15 protein-coding genes and 6 tRNA genes are annotated in these 16,123 nt (G+C 51.3%); all 21 read left to right on the top strand.

Annotated features, from left to right (window positions below):
- Positions 1 to 17: 17 nt before the first annotated feature.
- The 21 genes from H6A20_RS00105 (at position 18) to H6A20_RS00005 (ending at position 16,061) form a co-directional block, all read left to right on the top strand.
- Positions 18 to 1,373 carry a dicarboxylate/amino acid:cation symporter gene (locus H6A20_RS00105; protein ID WP_204905131.1) on the top strand — a complete coding sequence of 452 codons (1,356 nt, stop codon included), beginning with the start codon at positions 18 to 20 and terminating at the stop codon, positions 1,371 to 1,373.
- Between the two features lie 403 nt (positions 1,374 to 1,776).
- On the top strand, positions 1,777 to 3,066 hold the full coding sequence (locus H6A20_RS00100; protein WP_204905130.1) for an extracellular solute-binding protein: 1,290 nt from the start codon (positions 1,777 to 1,779) through the stop codon (positions 3,064 to 3,066).
- 24 nt (positions 3,067 to 3,090) lie between these two features.
- The gene (locus tag H6A20_RS00095) at positions 3,091 to 3,987 is read left to right on the top strand and encodes a carbohydrate ABC transporter permease (protein WP_204905129.1); all 897 of its coding nucleotides are present in this window, start codon (positions 3,091 to 3,093) and stop codon (positions 3,985 to 3,987) included.
- Between the two features lie 12 nt (positions 3,988 to 3,999).
- A complete protein-coding gene (locus H6A20_RS00090) occupies positions 4,000 to 4,884 on the top strand; it encodes a carbohydrate ABC transporter permease (RefSeq protein WP_204905128.1) in 885 nt (294 codons plus the stop codon).
- 10 nt (positions 4,885 to 4,894) lie between these two features.
- Positions 4,895 to 5,908, top strand: a complete 1,014-nt coding sequence (locus H6A20_RS00085; protein WP_204905127.1) for a Gfo/Idh/MocA family protein — start codon at positions 4,895 to 4,897, stop codon at positions 5,906 to 5,908.
- Positions 5,909 to 5,922: 14 nt separating this feature from the next.
- Positions 5,923 to 6,840 (top strand): sugar phosphate isomerase/epimerase family protein, encoded by a 918-nt coding sequence (locus H6A20_RS00080; protein WP_204905126.1) that lies wholly within the window; start codon positions 5,923 to 5,925, stop codon positions 6,838 to 6,840.
- A 27-nt stretch (positions 6,841 to 6,867) separates the two neighbouring features.
- Positions 6,868 to 7,800, top strand: coding sequence for an AraC family transcriptional regulator (locus H6A20_RS00075; protein WP_204905125.1), 933 nt, complete (start codon positions 6,868 to 6,870; stop codon positions 7,798 to 7,800).
- A complete protein-coding gene (locus H6A20_RS00070) occupies positions 7,731 to 8,705 on the top strand; it encodes a Gfo/Idh/MocA family protein (protein WP_204905124.1) in 975 nt (324 codons plus the stop codon). Before H6A20_RS00075 ends, H6A20_RS00070 begins: the two co-directional genes overlap by 70 nt.
- A 138-nt stretch (positions 8,706 to 8,843) precedes the next feature.
- Positions 8,844 to 9,707 carry a class II fructose-1,6-bisphosphate aldolase gene (gene fba, locus H6A20_RS00065; protein WP_204905123.1) on the top strand — a complete coding sequence of 288 codons (864 nt, stop codon included), beginning with the start codon at positions 8,844 to 8,846 and terminating at the stop codon, positions 9,705 to 9,707.
- A gap of 141 nt (positions 9,708 to 9,848) precedes the next feature.
- Entirely contained in the window at positions 9,849 to 11,963 is a 2,115-nt protein-coding gene (locus H6A20_RS00060; RefSeq protein ID WP_204905122.1) for a glutamine synthetase III family protein, read from the top strand.
- A 38-nt stretch (positions 11,964 to 12,001) separates the two neighbouring features.
- A complete protein-coding gene (locus tag H6A20_RS00055; RefSeq protein ID WP_204905121.1) occupies positions 12,002 to 12,466 on the top strand; it encodes a DUF1700 domain-containing protein in 465 nt (154 codons plus the stop codon).
- Positions 12,467 to 12,752: 286 nt separating this feature from the next.
- Positions 12,753 to 12,947: a hypothetical protein gene (locus H6A20_RS00050; RefSeq protein WP_204905120.1), complete on the top strand. Its 195-nt coding sequence runs from the start codon at positions 12,753 to 12,755 to the stop codon at positions 12,945 to 12,947.
- 133 nt (positions 12,948 to 13,080) lie between these two features.
- The gene (locus H6A20_RS00045; protein ID WP_204905338.1) at positions 13,081 to 14,250 is read left to right on the top strand and encodes a THUMP domain-containing class I SAM-dependent RNA methyltransferase; all 1,170 of its coding nucleotides are present in this window, start codon (positions 13,081 to 13,083) and stop codon (positions 14,248 to 14,250) included.
- Between the two features lies 1 nt (position 14,251).
- Positions 14,252 to 14,878 carry an RdgB/HAM1 family non-canonical purine NTP pyrophosphatase gene (rdgB, locus tag H6A20_RS00040; protein WP_204905119.1) on the top strand — a complete coding sequence of 209 codons (627 nt, stop codon included), beginning with the start codon at positions 14,252 to 14,254 and terminating at the stop codon, positions 14,876 to 14,878.
- Entirely contained in the window at positions 14,875 to 15,357 is a 483-nt protein-coding gene (locus H6A20_RS00035) for a metallophosphoesterase family protein (protein ID WP_204905118.1), read from the top strand. Before rdgB ends, H6A20_RS00035 begins: the two co-directional genes overlap by 4 nt.
- 98 nt (positions 15,358 to 15,455) lie before the next feature.
- Positions 15,456 to 15,530, top strand: a tRNA-Pro gene (locus tag H6A20_RS00030).
- A gap of 8 nt (positions 15,531 to 15,538) precedes the next feature.
- Positions 15,539 to 15,609, top strand: a tRNA-Gly gene (locus H6A20_RS00025).
- 40 nt (positions 15,610 to 15,649) lie between these two features.
- Positions 15,650 to 15,723 (top strand) — tRNA-Arg (locus H6A20_RS00020).
- Between the two features lie 88 nt (positions 15,724 to 15,811).
- Positions 15,812 to 15,885, top strand: a tRNA-His gene (locus H6A20_RS00015).
- A gap of 18 nt (positions 15,886 to 15,903) precedes the next feature.
- Positions 15,904 to 15,975 (top strand) — tRNA-Gln (locus H6A20_RS00010).
- Between the two features lie 13 nt (positions 15,976 to 15,988).
- Positions 15,989 to 16,061 (top strand) — tRNA-Lys (locus H6A20_RS00005).
- Positions 16,062 to 16,123 lie beyond the last annotated feature (62 nt).

Genomic DNA, 16,123 nt, shown 5'->3' with positions numbered 1-16,123 from the left:
AAAGGAGTGAAGAAAATATGAGTAATACACAGACACAGAAGAAACAGATGTCCGTTGTCAAGAAGATGATGATCGCTCTGGTCGGCGGACTGATCGTTGGATTTATCTTCATGTTTATCCGAAGCAGCATGCTTGCTTCCGGCAATGAGGGGACATGGGACATCATCAACAAGATCCTGTTCCAGGATATCACCGCAGCGGACGGCACTGCCGCCCTTGGACTTTTCTACATCATCGGCCAGCTCTTCATGCGGGGCCTGCAGGCAGCCATCGTGCCGCTTGTACTGTGCTCCCTGAGCCTTGCCATGTGCAGCATCTCCAGCTCCACAAAGCTGGGCCGGATCGCGGGGCGCACGGTACTCGGCTTCGTCTGCTTCTACGTTGTGGGCGCTTTCTTCGGAGGTCTTGTGGCCTATGCTATGAAGACGGCCGGACTTTTCAACGTAGAGCTGCCTGCTGAGGCGGTCACCGAGGCGGCCACCATCGAGCAGTTCAACCCGCTTGGAACGATCATAACAGCCGTTCCGTCCAACATCATCGAGTCCATGAGCAGCAACAACAGCATCCTGGCAGTCGTAGTCGTGGCGATCGTGATCGGCCTTTGCATGAACGTGCTCGGGGAGAAGACAGATCCCCTGAAACACGTGCTGGAGGCCGGCAGCGAGGTCATCAACTTCTACCTGACCTTCCTCATCAACAAGGTGGGCCCGGTTGCCATCTTCTGCCTTGTATCCCGCACCTTCGCCATCTACGGCGCAGAGTACCTGGCACCAGCGGCAGCTTACATCGTGGGCGCCATGATCACCCTGTTCGTTCTCGTTGTGACGCTGTACCCCATCGGTATCTGGCTCACCACAAGACTGAACCCCATCAAGTTCTTAAAGAAGATCGCCAAGGTCGGCGTATTTGGGTTCTCTGTAAACTCCTCTGCGGCTACCCTGCCCCTGAATACGAGGACAAACCTGGACGAGCTGGGCTGCAGTGAGGAGATCACAAGCTTTGTTCTGCCGACAGGTATGACCATCAACATGAACGGTACGACAGTCATGCATATGTTTGCCGTGACCTTCATCGCGACCAGCGCCGGCATCGACGTGACGCCTGCCAACCTGATCGTTGTGGCCTTCCTTTCCATCTGCGCGGCCATGGGCTGCCCGGCCATCCCGATCGCAGGCACGACCCTGATCGTGACCATCCTCTCCGGTATGGGCTGGACATCCGACCTGTGCATGATCGCCTACGCCCTTGTCGTAGCCATCAACCGGCCGGTTGAGATGGCGCTCCTGCCGCTGAACGTAATCGGCGACGCGGCGACCAACGTCATCGTAAACGCGAAGGAGAAAGAGATCGATCTGAACGTATACAACAGCTAATCTGATAAGAGAATAACCGGATTCTTTCATGCATCCTCTTCTGTGGCTCTTTAGCCACAGGAGAGGATGTTTTTTTTGTGAGAAAATACAGTGATAATAATTAGGAATATAATGGCTGGAATTAACTGATAAAAACAAAAAAAATAATATATCGATGAATAAAAGACGAAAAACAGTAAAATAAATAATTAACAATGAAAATGCAAGAGAAAAAAACTACAAACAGGATAGTACAGTGCTAATAAGGGATATGAAAGTAAATAGACAGTCATAAAACGCGATTGCTATAATAAAAGCAGATAAAGAAAGCTTTCTGAATTAATGTCTTATTTCATCTGGATTGTCAGTAGATGAAATAAGGCTGTAACAAGTAGAGAAGATTCTATAAGTTAAGGAGAGGCGTATGAAGAAGAGGATTATATCGGTATTTTTAGTATCGTCATTTGTATGCGGAATGTGCATGGGATGCGGCGGGACAGACAATACACAGGAAACAGAAGATCCTGATGACAAGCCTGACAAGCTGGTGATTCTTATGAGTTCTGAAGGTACAGGTCCTATGGAAAATGCGGTTGCTGCCTTTGAAGAGGAGACGGGAATTGAGATTGAACTCCTTTCCGAAGCGTATGACAATATGCATAACAAAATCATGACCATGGTAGCTGGAGGCAGCCAGTTGGACATTGTGTCTCTTGATACCGTGTGGCCGGCTGAATTTGCCAACTCAGAATTGATCCTTCCGCTGGACGATTATTTGGATGATGATTTTGGCAGTCAGTTTGTAGACATTGCATGGGATCAGTTGAGGTATGATGGCAAGCAATACGGGATCCCGACGGGAAATGATGCTAAATGGTTGTATTACAACAAAGAAATTCTGGAAGAAGCCGGATACAGCGAGCCGCCAAGTACATGGGATGAACTGACAGAAATGTCGCTGGATATGCAGGAAAAGGGCCTTGTAAAATATGGACTGGCACTGGGAGCAAGCCAGTCGGAAGGTCTGACATGTGATTTTACTTCCCTTTTGTACGGGTTTGGAGGACAATACAGGGAAAACGATGCTGAAGCGAGCGGAGAGTGGCAACTGGATTCGGAGAGCGCAGTAGCGGCAGTCAACTGGTTAAAAGAATCTCTGCAGAACGGAGTTTTGGATCCGGCATCTATCACGTATACCGATAGAAATGTAATGAATACGTTTATGGCTGGGGATGTTGCCTTTGTCACAGGCTGGTCTTCCTATTGGACGACAACTAACAGCGAGGAAGAATCCGCAGTAGCAGGGAAAGTTGGAATGACGATGCTTCCCGGATCAGAAAACGCTGTCAGCGGAAGTGTTGCAGGCGGGGGTGGATTTGCAGTTGTGTCTACTACCGCAAGCGAAAAATGGGCAGTTGAATTTTTGAAATTATTATGCGATCCGGATGTACAAAAAGATTTCCTGAGCGGTGTCTCGCAGATGCCTACGCTTAAAGATCTCTATGCAGATGAAGAACTGGTTGGCGAGTTCCCTATACTGGAGATGGCTTATCCACAGTATGAATTTGCGCATTTCAGACCGATCCTGGTGCAGTATCAGGAATGGAGTACCATGGTGCAGGAAGCGCTGCATGAGGTGATGGCGAATGGGGCAGAACCGCAGGATGTCATGGAGGAACTGCAGCAGAAGGTGACAAGTCAGATCACGGAGTAAGGAAAGACTGCGGGGGAGGCCGGGATGAAGAACAAAAGGAGATTGATGACAAAAGAAGCGCGGCTGGGGATATTCATGATATCCCCGGCGCTGATTATAATTATTGGCCTGATGCTGTACCCTTTGCTTTATACAGTTTATCTGACGTTAGTAGATTATAATGTGTTTACCGGGATAAACAAAGGATTTGTCGGAGTACAGGAATATGTCGAAGTGTTCTCAGACCCGAAATTTTGGAATGCTATAAAAGTGACAATGTACTTTGTGGCAGGTTCGCTTTTACTTCAGACAATTGCGGGTTTTGCCGTGGCTACCTTCTTAAATATCCCGTTTAGAGGTCAGCGGATCCTGCGGGCTGTTATGCTTGCACCGTGGGCTGTACCAACTGTTGTAAACGCGCAGTTGTGGAACTGGATCCTGAATGCCAGCTATGGGGCGCTGAATAAACTTCTGCTTGGGATTGGGGTGATAGAAGATCCAATTGTATGGCTTGGTGATCCTAAGCTGGCGCTCAATGTAATTATCGTAGCGGACACATGGAAAATGCTTCCATTATTTGTGGTTATGCTGCTTGCCGGCATGTCGTCTATTCCGCCGTCACATTATGAAGCTGCGAAATTGGAGGGAGCATCGTTTTGGCAATCTTTCTGTAAGATTACATTCCCGCTTTTAAAACCAATGCTGCTGGTTGTATTGATCATGAGAACAGCGCAGGCGATCCGGGTATTTGATATTGTGTATGTTCTCACGCAGGGCGGTCCGAGCAACAGCACAATGACCATCAGTTATTACACATACTACCAGACATTCAGCGCCCTGGATTTTGGATACGGCTCAACGCTGGCAATGGTAGTAACGCTGATCACACTGGGAATTGCCATAATTTATAAAAAGCTACTTAATGCAGACAATATCTACTGAGAAGGATGAGGTATGAAGAAGAGTTTTGCTAAGAAAAATATAAGAAAACTTTTATTAATATTAGGAAGCTGTGTCTTTCTTGCGTGGACTCTGCTGCCGCTGATCTGGATGTTTATTTCAAGTATAAGCTCTACGAGTCATCTGCTGGATATGTCAGCATCATGGTTCCCGGATGAACCAACCTGGGAACGATATAAAGATATTATGTTTTCAGAGACAATACTCAATAAAGGCACCATCGTCTCTTCGCCGGCAGCAGTCTTTAAAAGGGCGCTTTTTAACAGTATTATCGTTTCCGGTATTACAACAGCGGTCTCGCTTGTCGTCGGAAGTATGGCGGCATATGCATTTGCACGGCTTGCTTTTAAATTCAGGGACCAGCTTTTAATGTTAATTTTGTTTTTCCAGTTATTACCATCTATCTCGTTGTTAATACCATTGTATATTATGTTTAGAAAAATGGGAGTGATCGATCACCTTATATGCCTTGTGTTGGTGTATGTGTCCTTTACGTTGACATATACCATATGGGTTATGAGTGGATATTTCCGCTCTATATCCAGAGATCTGGAGGCGGCAGCGATGGTGGACGGCTGTTCCAGGTTTGGAGCTTATGTCCGGGTGATTATACCGGTGGCAAAGCCTGGGTTGACGGCTGTCGGCATCCTGGCATTTCTGATGGCGTGGGATGAATTTATGTATTCGCTGATTTTTATGAATTCTCAATCCAATAAAACGATCACAGTAGCCCTGTCAGAGTTTACTTCCAAATTTGGAATTGATTACGGGATGATGATGGCAGCAGGTTGCATAGCGACAGTGATACCTGTATTTATTTCTATAGCATTTCAAAAAAATATAACCCAGGGACTGACCATGGGAGCGATTAAAGAGTGAGAGGTAAAAAATGAGAAAATTACGTGTAGGAATTATAGGGTGCGGAACGATTGCAGAAAGCCAGGCAATGGCGGCGAGTCAATTGAAAAATACACAGTTAGTAGCGGTATGCGACCGCGTTGAGGACAATGTTAACAGCTTTGCGGAAAAATATAATGTACCAAGAGTGTTTACAGATTACAAACTTTTGCTGCAGCAGGAAGATATTGATGCGATCTATAATTGCACTCCCAATTATATGCACAAGCAGATTGTTGTAGACGCGGCGAAAGCAGGCAAACATATTCTGACTCAGAAGCCTTTTGCAATAACGATGGAAGATGCAAAAGAGATGTGTAAAGCGGTTGAGGAAAACGGCGTTATTATGCAATCGGGCTTTTTTGAAAGGTTCCGTGGATATTGTCAGGCTATGAAGCGCTGTGTAGATGAAGGGTATATCGGAACTTTAAAAATGATGAAAGCACAGATGTCTCACTCTGGGATAGGAGATTTTTATCATCCCAAAACAGAATGGTTTGGCGATATTTCTCTTGCAGGAGGGGGAGCGCTGGCTGATCTGGGAGTACACCATTTAGACCTGATGAGATGGCTTGCCGGCTCGGAAGTGAAGGCGATAGACGCGCAGGTAGATGTGGAAGTGGGATCGGGTCCGGAAAAAAACGCAATCGTAAATATTACATATCATAATGGTGTGATGGCGCAAGGACATTGGTCGTTTTCCACGATTGCCCCGGAAGGAGTATGCTATGACAAATTTGAGCTCTATGGCGATGAGGGGACGATTTTTGTTACCTGGGCTAAGGATGCGGCACCCAGATTTCAGATTGTGCGTAAAGGGGAAACACAGTGGAAGGACTACCCTTATGAAGAAATAGACGGCTTTTATGCGATGCAAAAGCATTTTGCAGATTGTGTATTGGAGAACCTTCAACCGGTAACAAACGGTTATGATGGTATAAAGTCTGTAGAGACGATCCTTGCTGCTTATAAAAGTGCTTCAACTGGCGAGAGACAGGTATTATAGGAGGTGTGTCAGATATGAAAATCGGATGTGCCGCGTGGTGCTTTACGGCTCCACAGTATCAGGCACCCTATGAAGATGCTGTACGCATAATAGGAAGGATGGGCTTTGACGCGATAGAACTGATCGCACATAATATTTATGACGTACAGCAATATTATACGGATGATACAATCCGCGGTCTGAAGGACCTGATCCAGTCATACAATATGGAAATTTCCCAATTTGCAATTTATACAGAATTGACGCAGGGACTTGCAAGTATGGAAGAGTCAGTCAGGAGGAAAAGTATTGCGGACTTTGAAAAAATGGTAAAAATCGGATACCGGTTAGGTGCACCTATGATCAACATGGTTTCGAATTGGATTAACGGCTTTAGATGTCAGGTGTCCTATGTGCCGAATTACTGGGCGCCGTTTGCAGGAGGGGCGCCATTTGCGGAAGCGACACAGAATATGAAGCTGCCCGAACAGTATGATGGTGAAAAAATATGGGAACAGTACATGAAAACATTAAAAAAGTGTCTGGAGATATGCCGGGATTACGGTATGAGATTTAATATCGAAGGACACGCGAATGTTATAGTTGGAAACTCTGACGCCATGATGAGGATGTTCGATTACATTCCGGATGAAGATTTTGGGATTAATGTTGACGTTGCATGGCACATGATTCAAAGGGAATATGTGCCCCTTGTCATTCAAAAACTTGGGAAACGGGTTTTCCATGTACATATGAGAGATGGGGATGGCATGTTTAATTATGCGCTGCCGCCGGGGAAGGGAGTGAATAACTGGGAGGCGACTTTCCGGTCGTTGAAGCAAGCAGGTTTTGACGGGACGGTTTCCTTCGAACTCAGCCATTATCTGGAACCGGAAAAAACGATAGGAGAAGCCAAGAGCTATATTGAGCGTGTAATGAAAAAAATACTATAGTTTGAGAGGTTGATAAGGAGAAGATATATGCCAAAAGGATTTGAGGAACGTCTGGTGTTTAATGAAAATAACAGTGGGTCATTTAAAATTTTTGTGCACGAATATTCTTCTCCTTTGCATTGGCACAGATATTTGGAAATTTTGTATATTTTGGAAGGACGGGTCCGTGTTTCTATAAATGGACAGGAGAGAATTGCAGAGCCGGGAACATTAATTTTTATTAATATGGGAGAGGAGCATTATACGGATTTTATTAATCATGAAAAACATAAAATATTGTGCATCCAGTTTGATGCAGATATTTTATATACTCTTGGAGGGATCGGCCATGAAATGAAATATATTTCGGCTCTGCTTAACCATAAGATACAATATCCAACGTACATAGATGTCCGGGAAGAAGACTATCTTATTTCTATCCTGCATGAATTATTAAATGAGGCAGAGGAGAAAAAAAGCGGCTATGAAATGATGCTTAAGGCGGATTTCTATAAGGTGATCGTGTGGTATTACAGAAAAACCGAGGAATTTGAGGCGGATCTGGACAGGAGCGTTGAAGGGAACCAAAATGATGAAGAACGTATGAAACGCGTTTTTGAATATGTGAATAAGAACTATATGTATCCGATTACGACAGAAGATGCGGCGGAATATGTTTTTCTAAGTTATTCCTATTTCTGTAAAATGTTTAAGAGATATATGAAAATTACTTTTATGGAATATTTAAACAAAGTAAGGATGGCTCAGGCGAAAAAATTACTTATTTACACAAATATGAGCATTGGTGACATTGCGAGCAGGACCGGGTATAGAGATCAAAATTATTTTACGCGGCTTTTTAAGATCTGGTATGATATGACACCAAGTCAATATAGGAGAGAAGGCGTATCATGGGAGAGAAATTTACATGGGGAATTATGGGAGGAGGGTTTATTTCCTCGCAGTTTGCTAAAGGAATAGAAAATACTCCGGATGCATTAGTCGGGGCGGTTGCATCGGCGTCCGGAAATAAATATGGAATTAAAGCTGGGAAATACTATAATAGTTATGAGGAATTGGTAAAAGATGATGCCATTGAAGCCATTTATGTAGGTACAATACATACCATGCACTTTCGCAATATAGCAATGGCTCTTGAAAATGGGAAAGCGGTTCTGTGCGAGAAGCCGATCACCATGAATTATAAGGAATTATGCTGTTTGGAGGAGAAGGCAAGGGAGAAGAATGTTCTGCTGATGGAAGCTATGTGGATGCGCTTTATTCCGCTTAATTGCGAACTGCAGGAGAAGCTGCGGAAAGGGGAATTCGGGAAAGTGCATTACATGCAGATTTCATTCGGCGAAAAAGCAGATTATACCAAGAAGAGACTATATCAAAAAGCGCTTGGCGGCGGAGCCCTGATGGATGTCGGAGTATATGGCGTTAATTTTGCCCAGTGGATATTGGGGGAAAATGCGGATGAGGTACATGGTTGGTCAAGGAAAAATGAAGATGGAATAGATCTAACTACATTTGTGACCTTGCATTATCCGAATGGATGTGATGTGGATCTGACAGTATCAATCGAAAAGAAACTGTCAAACTGTGTCAGAATCATAACAGATAGTGGAGAACTTGTCATCCCGTATTTCTGGAGACCCGATACGATGTTTTGGGTAAAAAAAGACAGGGAAGCCATGAAAGATTATCTGAAGAAAACCTATATATCGTCCATTGAGGGGAATGGCTATCAATATGAGGCGGAAGCATTTCAGAAATCGTATATACATGGCGAGAAAAGCAATTCCATCATGCCGGTCCAGGCAAGCATATCGATTATGAAAACTATGGATGAAATACGGGAGGTTTGCGGGATCTATTATTGAAATCCTAAACGCATCAGTGCTGCTAACAAAAAGATTGTTATTTTTTTACGGATGAGCTATAATGAAAAAAGCGAAGTCTGCGCCGTATCCGCGGGGGCGCCTGCGGGCGGGGCAAAATAAGAATTGGAGGAGACAATCATGTTAGTATCAGCAAAAGAAATGCTTGAAAAGGCAGTGGAGGGCCACTATGCGGTAGGCCAGTTCAACATCAACAACCTGGAGTGGACAAAGTCCATCCTTCTGACAGCGCAGGAGCTGCAGTCACCGGTTATCCTGGGCGTGTCTGAGGGCGCCGGCAAATATATGACAGGCTTCAAGACCGTTGCCGCTATGGTGAAGGCCATGATCGAGGAGCTGAACATCACCGTTCCGGTAGCGCTCCACCTGGATCACGGTACATACGACGGATGCTACAAGTGCATCGAGGCCGGCTTCTCATCCATCATGTTCGACGGATCCCACTATCCGATCGAGGAGAACGTTGCCAAGACAAAAGAGCTCATCGCAGTCTGCGCAGAGAAGGGCCTGTCCCTTGAGGCTGAGGTTGGCTCCATCGGCGGCGAGGAAGACGGCGTGATCGGCATGGGCGAGTGCGCGGACCCGAACGAGTGCAAGATGATCGCTGACCTCGGCGTGACCATGCTGGCAGCAGGCATCGGCAACATCCACGGCAAGTATCCGGCCAACTGGCAGGGACTGAGCTTCGAGACGCTGGACGCCATCCAGAAGCTGACAGGCAAGATGCCTCTCGTGCTTCACGGCGGCACAGGCATCCCGGAGGATATGATCAAGAAGGCGATCAGCCTCGGCGTTGCCAAGATCAACGTGAACACAGAGTGCCAGCTCTCCTTTGCGGACGCGACACGCAAGTACATCGAGGCCGGCAAGGATCTCGAGGGCAAGGGCTACGATCCGCGTAAACTCCTGAAACCCGGCGCAGACGCTATCATGGCGACTGTAAAGGAGAAGATGGAGCTGTTCGGCTCTGTAGGAAAAGCCTAAGAAAACAATACACTGACACAGGAAGAAAGGCATTCCGGCCCGCGAGGGCCGGAGTACCTTTTTATTTCTGGTCATAGTCATGTGCGAAACACGGGTTTCCCGCATGCCTATGGCCAGAATACGAGGAGGAAAGGATTGTCTATGAGCGAGAAATTAGTGAACATTTCAGAGATCTTCGGCGAGAATGTCTTCGACGACGCCACCATGCAGGAGCGCCTGCCCAAGAAAGTGTACAAGGACCTGAAGAAGATGATCGAGGAGGGCAAGGAGCTTGACCTTGCCACTGCGGACGTCATCGCCCACGAGATGAAGGAGTGGGCTATCGAGAAGGGAGCGACCCACTATACCCACTGGTTCCAGCCCCTGACGGGGACCACGGCGGAGAAGCATGACTCCTTTATCTCAGCCCCCATGGAGAACGGGAAAGTCCTGATGAGCTTTTCCGGCAAGGAGCTGATCAAGGGGGAGCCGGACGCCTCCTCCTTCCCCTCCGGCGGCCTGCGGGCCACCTTTGAGGCGAGGGGCTATACAGCCTGGGACTGCACGTCCCCGGCCTTTGTGCGCAAAGACGCGGCGGGAGCCACCTTGTGCATCCCCACGGCCTTCTGCTCCTACACCGGCGAGGCGCTGGATCAGAAGACGCCTCTCCTGCGTTCCATGGAGGCCATCAGCGAGCAGTCCCTGCGCCTGATCCGCCTGTTCGGCAACACGACGGCGCGGAAAGTCACGCCTTCCGTGGGCGCGGAGCAGGAGTACTTCCTGGTGGACGCAAAGAAGTTCCATGAGAGAAAAGACCTGATCTACACAGGCCGCACCCTGTTCGGCGCCATGCCGCCAAAGGGGCAGGAGCTGGACGACCACTACTTCGGGACGATCCGGCAGCGGATCGCTTCCTTTATGAAGGATGTCAACGAGGAGCTGTGGAAGATGGGCGTGACGGCCAAGACGCAGCACAATGAGGTGGCGCCGGCCCAGCACGAGCTGGCTCCCATCTATGCCAAAGCCAACGTGGCGGTGGACCACAACCAGATCGTGATGCAGACCCTGAAGCGGATCGCCTCCGAGCACGGCATGAAGTGCCTGCTCCACGAGAAACCCTTCGCGGGTGTCAACGGCTCCGGCAAGCACAACAACTGGTCCCTCACAACGGACGAGGGAAAGAACCTGCTGGATCCGGGCAAGACGCCCCACGAGAACATCCAGTTCCTCCTCGTGCTCACCTGCATCCTCAAGGCAGTGGACGAGCATGCGGCGCTCCTGCGGGAGTCCGCGGCAGACCCGGGCAACGACCACCGGCTGGGGGCCAACGAGGCGCCGCCGGCCATCATCTCCGTATTCCTGGGCGAGCAGCTTGAGGATGTGCTGGAGCAGCTTGTCACGACAGGCGAGGCGACCCACAGCCTGAATACTGGCAAACTCCAGACGGGCGTGCGGACCCTGCCGGATCTGGCGAAAGACACATCGGACAGGAACCGGACCTCGCCCTTTGCCTTCACGGGCAATAAATTCGAGTTCCGCATGGTGGGCTCCCGGGATTCCGTGGCTGCCTCCAACATCGTGCTGAACACCATCGTGGCGGACGCCTTTGCCGGGGCCTGCGACATTCTGGAGCAGGCGGATGATTTCCCAAAGGCAGTCCACGACCTGATCAAGCAGTACGCTACAGAGCACTACCGCATCGTGTTCAACGGCAACGGCTACTCCGATGAGTGGGTGGAGGAGGCGGCCCGCAGAGGCCTTCCGAACATCCGCTCCATGGTGGACGCCATCCCGGCCCTTGTGGACGAAGGGACGGTGGAGCTCTTTGAGAAGTATCACGTCTTTACGCGGGCAGAGCTTGTGTCCCGCGCGGAGATCAAGTATGAGAACTACGCCAAGGCCATCAACATCGAGGCGAGGACTATGATCGACATGGCCAGCAAGCAGTTCATCCCCGCTGTCATCAAGTACACGAAGACGCTGGCCGACACGGTCAACGCCGTGCGCGAGGCGGGCGCGGACCCGTCCGTACAGGCGGCTCTCTTAGGGGAGATCAGCAGCCTGCTGGCAGAGACAAAGAGGGCGCTGGATGTGCTTGTGAAAGTGGCGGACACGGCTGCCGGCATGGACGAGGGCGAAGCCCAGGCCAGATACTACCACGAGGAGGTGTTCCCGGCCATGGAAGCTTTGCGGGCGCCGGTGGACAGACTGGAGATGATCGTGGACAAGGAGGCATGGCCCATGCCGTCCTACGGCGATCTGCTCTTTGAAGTGTAGAACCGGGAAGGCAGGACCGGGCAGGGAGGATGAAGGAGATGACGAGACAGGAATTTCTGACAGGTCTGCGGGAGGCGCTGGAAGGCGAACTGGACCGGAGGACTGTGCAGGAGCATGTGGCGTACTATGATTCCTATATTATAGAAGAGACCGGAAAGGGACGGACAGAGGCGGATGTGACGGCCGAGCTGGGCGATCCCTGGGTCATCGCCCGGTCGATCATCAGCATGGCTGCAGAGCGCGGGCAGGATCAGGATGGTCCCCGCACATCCGGCCGGGGTGACGGCGCCAGGGATGAGGACGCTGCCCGCAGCGGCGGAACGGTCCATGTCTTTGGCTTCGACACCTGGTGGAAGAAGCTCCTTCTCGTGCTTGGCGTGATCGGGATCTTCCTTCTCGTGATCGCGGTGATCGGCGGGATCTTCAGCCTGCTGATGCCCATTTTGGTGCCGCTCCTTCTGATCGTGCTCATCTTCCGGCTGCTGGGCGGGACGAGACGGTGAGAGTGCGGCCGGACCGGCCGTTATTGAAAAAAGAAAAGATACAGATGTAAGATGGCTCCCCCGGAAACGGTAAAAGACCGATGGGGGAGCCATCGGTCTTTTGAGGGGAGTATAAATAATTAATAAGGGGTTGTAGAAAGTGTCCTTTCTACATGACTTAGTATAATATAGGGAGCTGGAAAAAGCAAGGAAAAAATTAAAAATTTCTTAATGTGTACTCCCATACATACAATGCCATCCTCCGGGACACACTAAAGCTGTACCAAATGAACAGGAGGAATGGAATATGGCAAAGAATTACAGCAACACAAAGAACACGGCAAATGCTGAGAACGCCTACGAGTCCAAAAAGAATGCGTACAACAGGAACGCGGCGAAGAGCGCCTACGACAGAAACGCGTCCGCGAAGAACACCGCAAAGAACACATCCGGGAACAGGGCATCCGAGAGCGGCTGCTCGGACACGGCAGACAGGTACTAGGAGAAAACAGGAGGCTTCCGCAGGGGAGGCCTCCCTTTTTTCTGCATTGACAAAAGCTGCGTTTGACCCTAAGATGTTAGTGGAAGAAACGGCCCTTCGGACGCGCGCCGGCCGGGGCGGATGGAGAAGATACATGGAAAAGACGATAGAACTGATCGCGCCCTGCCACTTTGGGCTGGAGGCTGTCCTGAAGCGGGAGATCCTGGATCTGGGATATGAGATCGCCGGGACCGAGGACGGCAGGGTGTCCTTTTATGCGGATGCTGCCGGCATCAGCCGGGCGAACATCTTCCTGCGCACAGCAGAGAGGGTGCTTCTGAAGGCCGGGGAATTCACGGCACGGACATTTGACGAACTCTTCGAGGGGACGAGGCAGATCCCCTGGGAAGACTACATACCGGAGGACGGGAAATTCTGGGTGGCCAAGGCGGCGTCCGTAAGGAGCCGGCTGTTCAGCCCCTCGGACATCCAGTCCATCATGAAAAAAGCGATGGTGCGCCGGCTCCAGGACCACTACCACAGGGAGTGGTTTCCGGAGGACGGGGCGGCCTACCCGCTGCGGGTGTTCCTGAAGAACGATGTGGTCACCGTGGGCATCGACACGTCCGGCGTGTCCCTCCACAAGCGGGGCTACCGGGAGGTGGCCGGCAAGGCGCCCATCACGGAGACGCTGGCGGCAGCCCTCATCCTGCTGACGCCCTGGAACAGGGACCGGATCCTGGTGGATCCCTTCTGCGGCAGCGGGACCTTTCCCATCGAGGCGGCCATGATGGCGGCGGACATCGCGCCCGGCATGAACCGCTCCTTTACGGCGGAGGCGTGGACGAACCTGCTTCCCCGCCGGGCCTGGTACGACGCGGTGGACGAGGCGTCCTCCCGGGTGCGGACCGATGTGGAGACGGATATCCAGGGCTATGACATCGACGGGGACGTCATCAAGGTGGCGAGGCGGAACGCCAGGGAGGCAGGCGTGGACCATCTCATCCATTTCCAGGAGCGGGATGTGCGGGACCTGCGCCACCCGAAGAAGTACGGGTTTATCATCACAAACCCGCCTTACGGGGAACGGCTGGAGGACAAAAAAGACCTGCCGGAGCTGTACCGGGCGTTCGGGGAGAGTTTTGCCGGGCTGGACAGCTGGTCCGCCTACATGATCACCAGCTATGAGGATGCCCAGCGGTATTTCGGGCGGAAGGCACAGAAGAACCGGAAGATATACAACGGCATGCTGAAGACCTATTTCTACCAGTTCCCGGGTCCGAAGCCGCCGCGGAAAAATAAGACAGAAGGAAGCGGTAAGTAGTATGAAGAAGATCATATTTGCCACAGGCAACGCGAACAAGATGGTGGAGATCCGGCAGATCCTCTCGGATCTGGGCATGGAGATCCTGTCCCAGAAGGAGGCGGGCATCGAGGCGGACCCGGAGGAGAACGGGGCCAGCTTTGAGGAGAACGCGCTGATCAAGGCCCGGGCCGTGCGCGCCATTGCCGCCGGCATGGAGGCGTACCGTGACGCGGTCGTCATCGCGGACGACTCGGGACTGGAGATCGATCACCTGAACGGGGAGCCGGGGATCTATTCCGCCCGCTACATGGGGACGGACACGTCCTACGACATCAAGAACAACGCGCTTCTGGAGCGGCTTGCCGGGGTGCCGGACGAGGAGCGGACGGCCCGGTTCGTCTGCGCCATCGCGGCGGAGTTCCCGGACGGCAGCGAGGAAGTCGTGCGGGGGACCATGGAGGGCCAGATCGGACACGAGATCGTCGGGGACAACGGCTTCGGCTACGACCCCATCTTCTTTCTCCCGGCGTACGGGTGCACGAGCGCGCAGCTTGCGCCGGAGGTGAAGAACGCCCTGAGCCACCGGGGCGAGGGACTTCGGAAGATGCGCAGGATCATGGAAGAGAGGCTTGGCGGACGCAAATGAAGATACTGATCGTGAGCGACACCCACAAGGCCCACGGGAACCTGGAGAGGGCCCTGGAGCTGGAGGGACAGATCGATATGCTGATCCATCTGGGGGATGTGGAAGGGAAGGAAGACTACGTGGAGGCGCTGGCCGGGTGCCCGGTCCATATCGTCAGCGGGAACAATGACTTTTTCTCCGACCTCCCCTGGGAGGAGGAGTTCCTGATCGGGGAGCACCATGTGTTTATCACCCACGGCCACGGGTACTTTGTGGGCATGGATGAGGAGCGGCTGAAGGCGGAGGCCAGAGGGCGGGGAGCGGACATCGTCATGTACGGACACACCCACAAGCCGGCGCTGACGATCGAGCCGGACCTGGTGACGCTCAATCCGGGCAGCATCTCCTACCCGAGGCAGACGGGGCGCCGGCCCAGCTACATCGTGATGGACATGGACGCGGACGGACGGGCCGCCTATGAGATCCGGTACCTGCCGTAGGGGCGTTTCAAAAAAATGAAAAACTTGTTGACATTGCAGAATGGTTCGGATATAATTATTGTCGTGCCACGTGAGTGTGCATGAAAAATCGAGGTTGCCGGGGTGTGGCTCAGCTTGGCTAGAGCGCCTGGTTTGGGACCAGGAGGCCGCAGGTTCGAATCCTGTCACCCCGATCGATCGTGCGGGTGTAGTTCAATGGTAGAACACCAGCCTTCCAAGCTGGATACGTGGGTTCGATTCCCATCACCCGCTTTTCCGTGAGCCATCGCGCAGATGGCCGGGGAAGAGAAATGAGTCTGTAGCTCAGCTGGATAGAGCAACGGCCTTCTAAGCCGTAGGTCGAGGGTTCGAATCCCCCCAGGCTCGTTTGACACGTTCACAGCGGACATGTCATCTGTCTGCGGCGGGTCAGTCTATAGTGCCTTGTGAAGGCCCGGTAACAGATAGTTTTACGGTGGGTATAGCGCAGTTGGTTAGCGCGCCAGATTGTGGCTCTGGAGGCCCAGGGTTCGAATCCCTGTATCCACCTTCGCCCATCAGGGCTGTTGGGCTATCGCCAAGCGGTAAGGCACAGGACTTTGACTCCTGCATTCGTTGGTTCGAATCCAACTAGCCCAGTTTTATAAGATGCGGGCGTGTAGCTCAGGTGGTAGAGCACTTGACTTTTAATCAAGTTGTCCGGGGTTCGAGCCCCCGCACGCTCATGAATGTAAAGTAGCGGAAACCCAGTGTTTATCAGGGCTTCCGCTACTTTTCTATTTCTTCA

Origin of the sequence: Mordavella massiliensis, assembly GCF_016901695.1 — a bacterium.
GTDB lineage: Bacteria > Bacillota > Clostridia > Lachnospirales > Lachnospiraceae > Claveliimonas > Claveliimonas massiliensis_A.
The sequence above is the reverse complement of the archived record's forward strand: the minus strand, read 5'-3'. Positions and strand labels throughout refer to the sequence as shown.

Coding starts and splice junctions, on each gene's coding strand:
- H6A20_RS00105 (WP_204905131.1), top strand. CDS start 18: ATGAGTAATACACAGACACAGAAGAAACAGATGTCCGTTGTCAAGAAG.
- H6A20_RS00100 (WP_204905130.1), top strand. CDS start 1,777: ATGAAGAAGAGGATTATATCGGTATTTTTAGTATCGTCATTTGTATGC.
- H6A20_RS00095 (WP_204905129.1), top strand. CDS start 3,091: ATGAAGAACAAAAGGAGATTGATGACAAAAGAAGCGCGGCTGGGGATA.
- H6A20_RS00090 (WP_204905128.1), top strand. CDS start 4,000: ATGAAGAAGAGTTTTGCTAAGAAAAATATAAGAAAACTTTTATTAATA.
- H6A20_RS00085 (WP_204905127.1), top strand. CDS start 4,895: ATGAGAAAATTACGTGTAGGAATTATAGGGTGCGGAACGATTGCAGAA.
- H6A20_RS00080 (WP_204905126.1), top strand. CDS start 5,923: ATGAAAATCGGATGTGCCGCGTGGTGCTTTACGGCTCCACAGTATCAG.
- H6A20_RS00075 (WP_204905125.1), top strand. CDS start 6,868: ATGCCAAAAGGATTTGAGGAACGTCTGGTGTTTAATGAAAATAACAGT.
- H6A20_RS00070 (WP_204905124.1), top strand. CDS start 7,731: ATGGGAGAGAAATTTACATGGGGAATTATGGGAGGAGGGTTTATTTCC.
- fba (WP_204905123.1), top strand. CDS start 8,844: ATGTTAGTATCAGCAAAAGAAATGCTTGAAAAGGCAGTGGAGGGCCAC.
- H6A20_RS00060 (WP_204905122.1), top strand. CDS start 9,849: ATGAGCGAGAAATTAGTGAACATTTCAGAGATCTTCGGCGAGAATGTC.
- H6A20_RS00055 (WP_204905121.1), top strand. CDS start 12,002: ATGACGAGACAGGAATTTCTGACAGGTCTGCGGGAGGCGCTGGAAGGC.
- H6A20_RS00050 (WP_204905120.1), top strand. CDS start 12,753: ATGGCAAAGAATTACAGCAACACAAAGAACACGGCAAATGCTGAGAAC.
- H6A20_RS00045 (WP_204905338.1), top strand. CDS start 13,081: ATGGAAAAGACGATAGAACTGATCGCGCCCTGCCACTTTGGGCTGGAG.
- rdgB (WP_204905119.1), top strand. CDS start 14,252: ATGAAGAAGATCATATTTGCCACAGGCAACGCGAACAAGATGGTGGAG.
- H6A20_RS00035 (WP_204905118.1), top strand. CDS start 14,875: ATGAAGATACTGATCGTGAGCGACACCCACAAGGCCCACGGGAACCTG.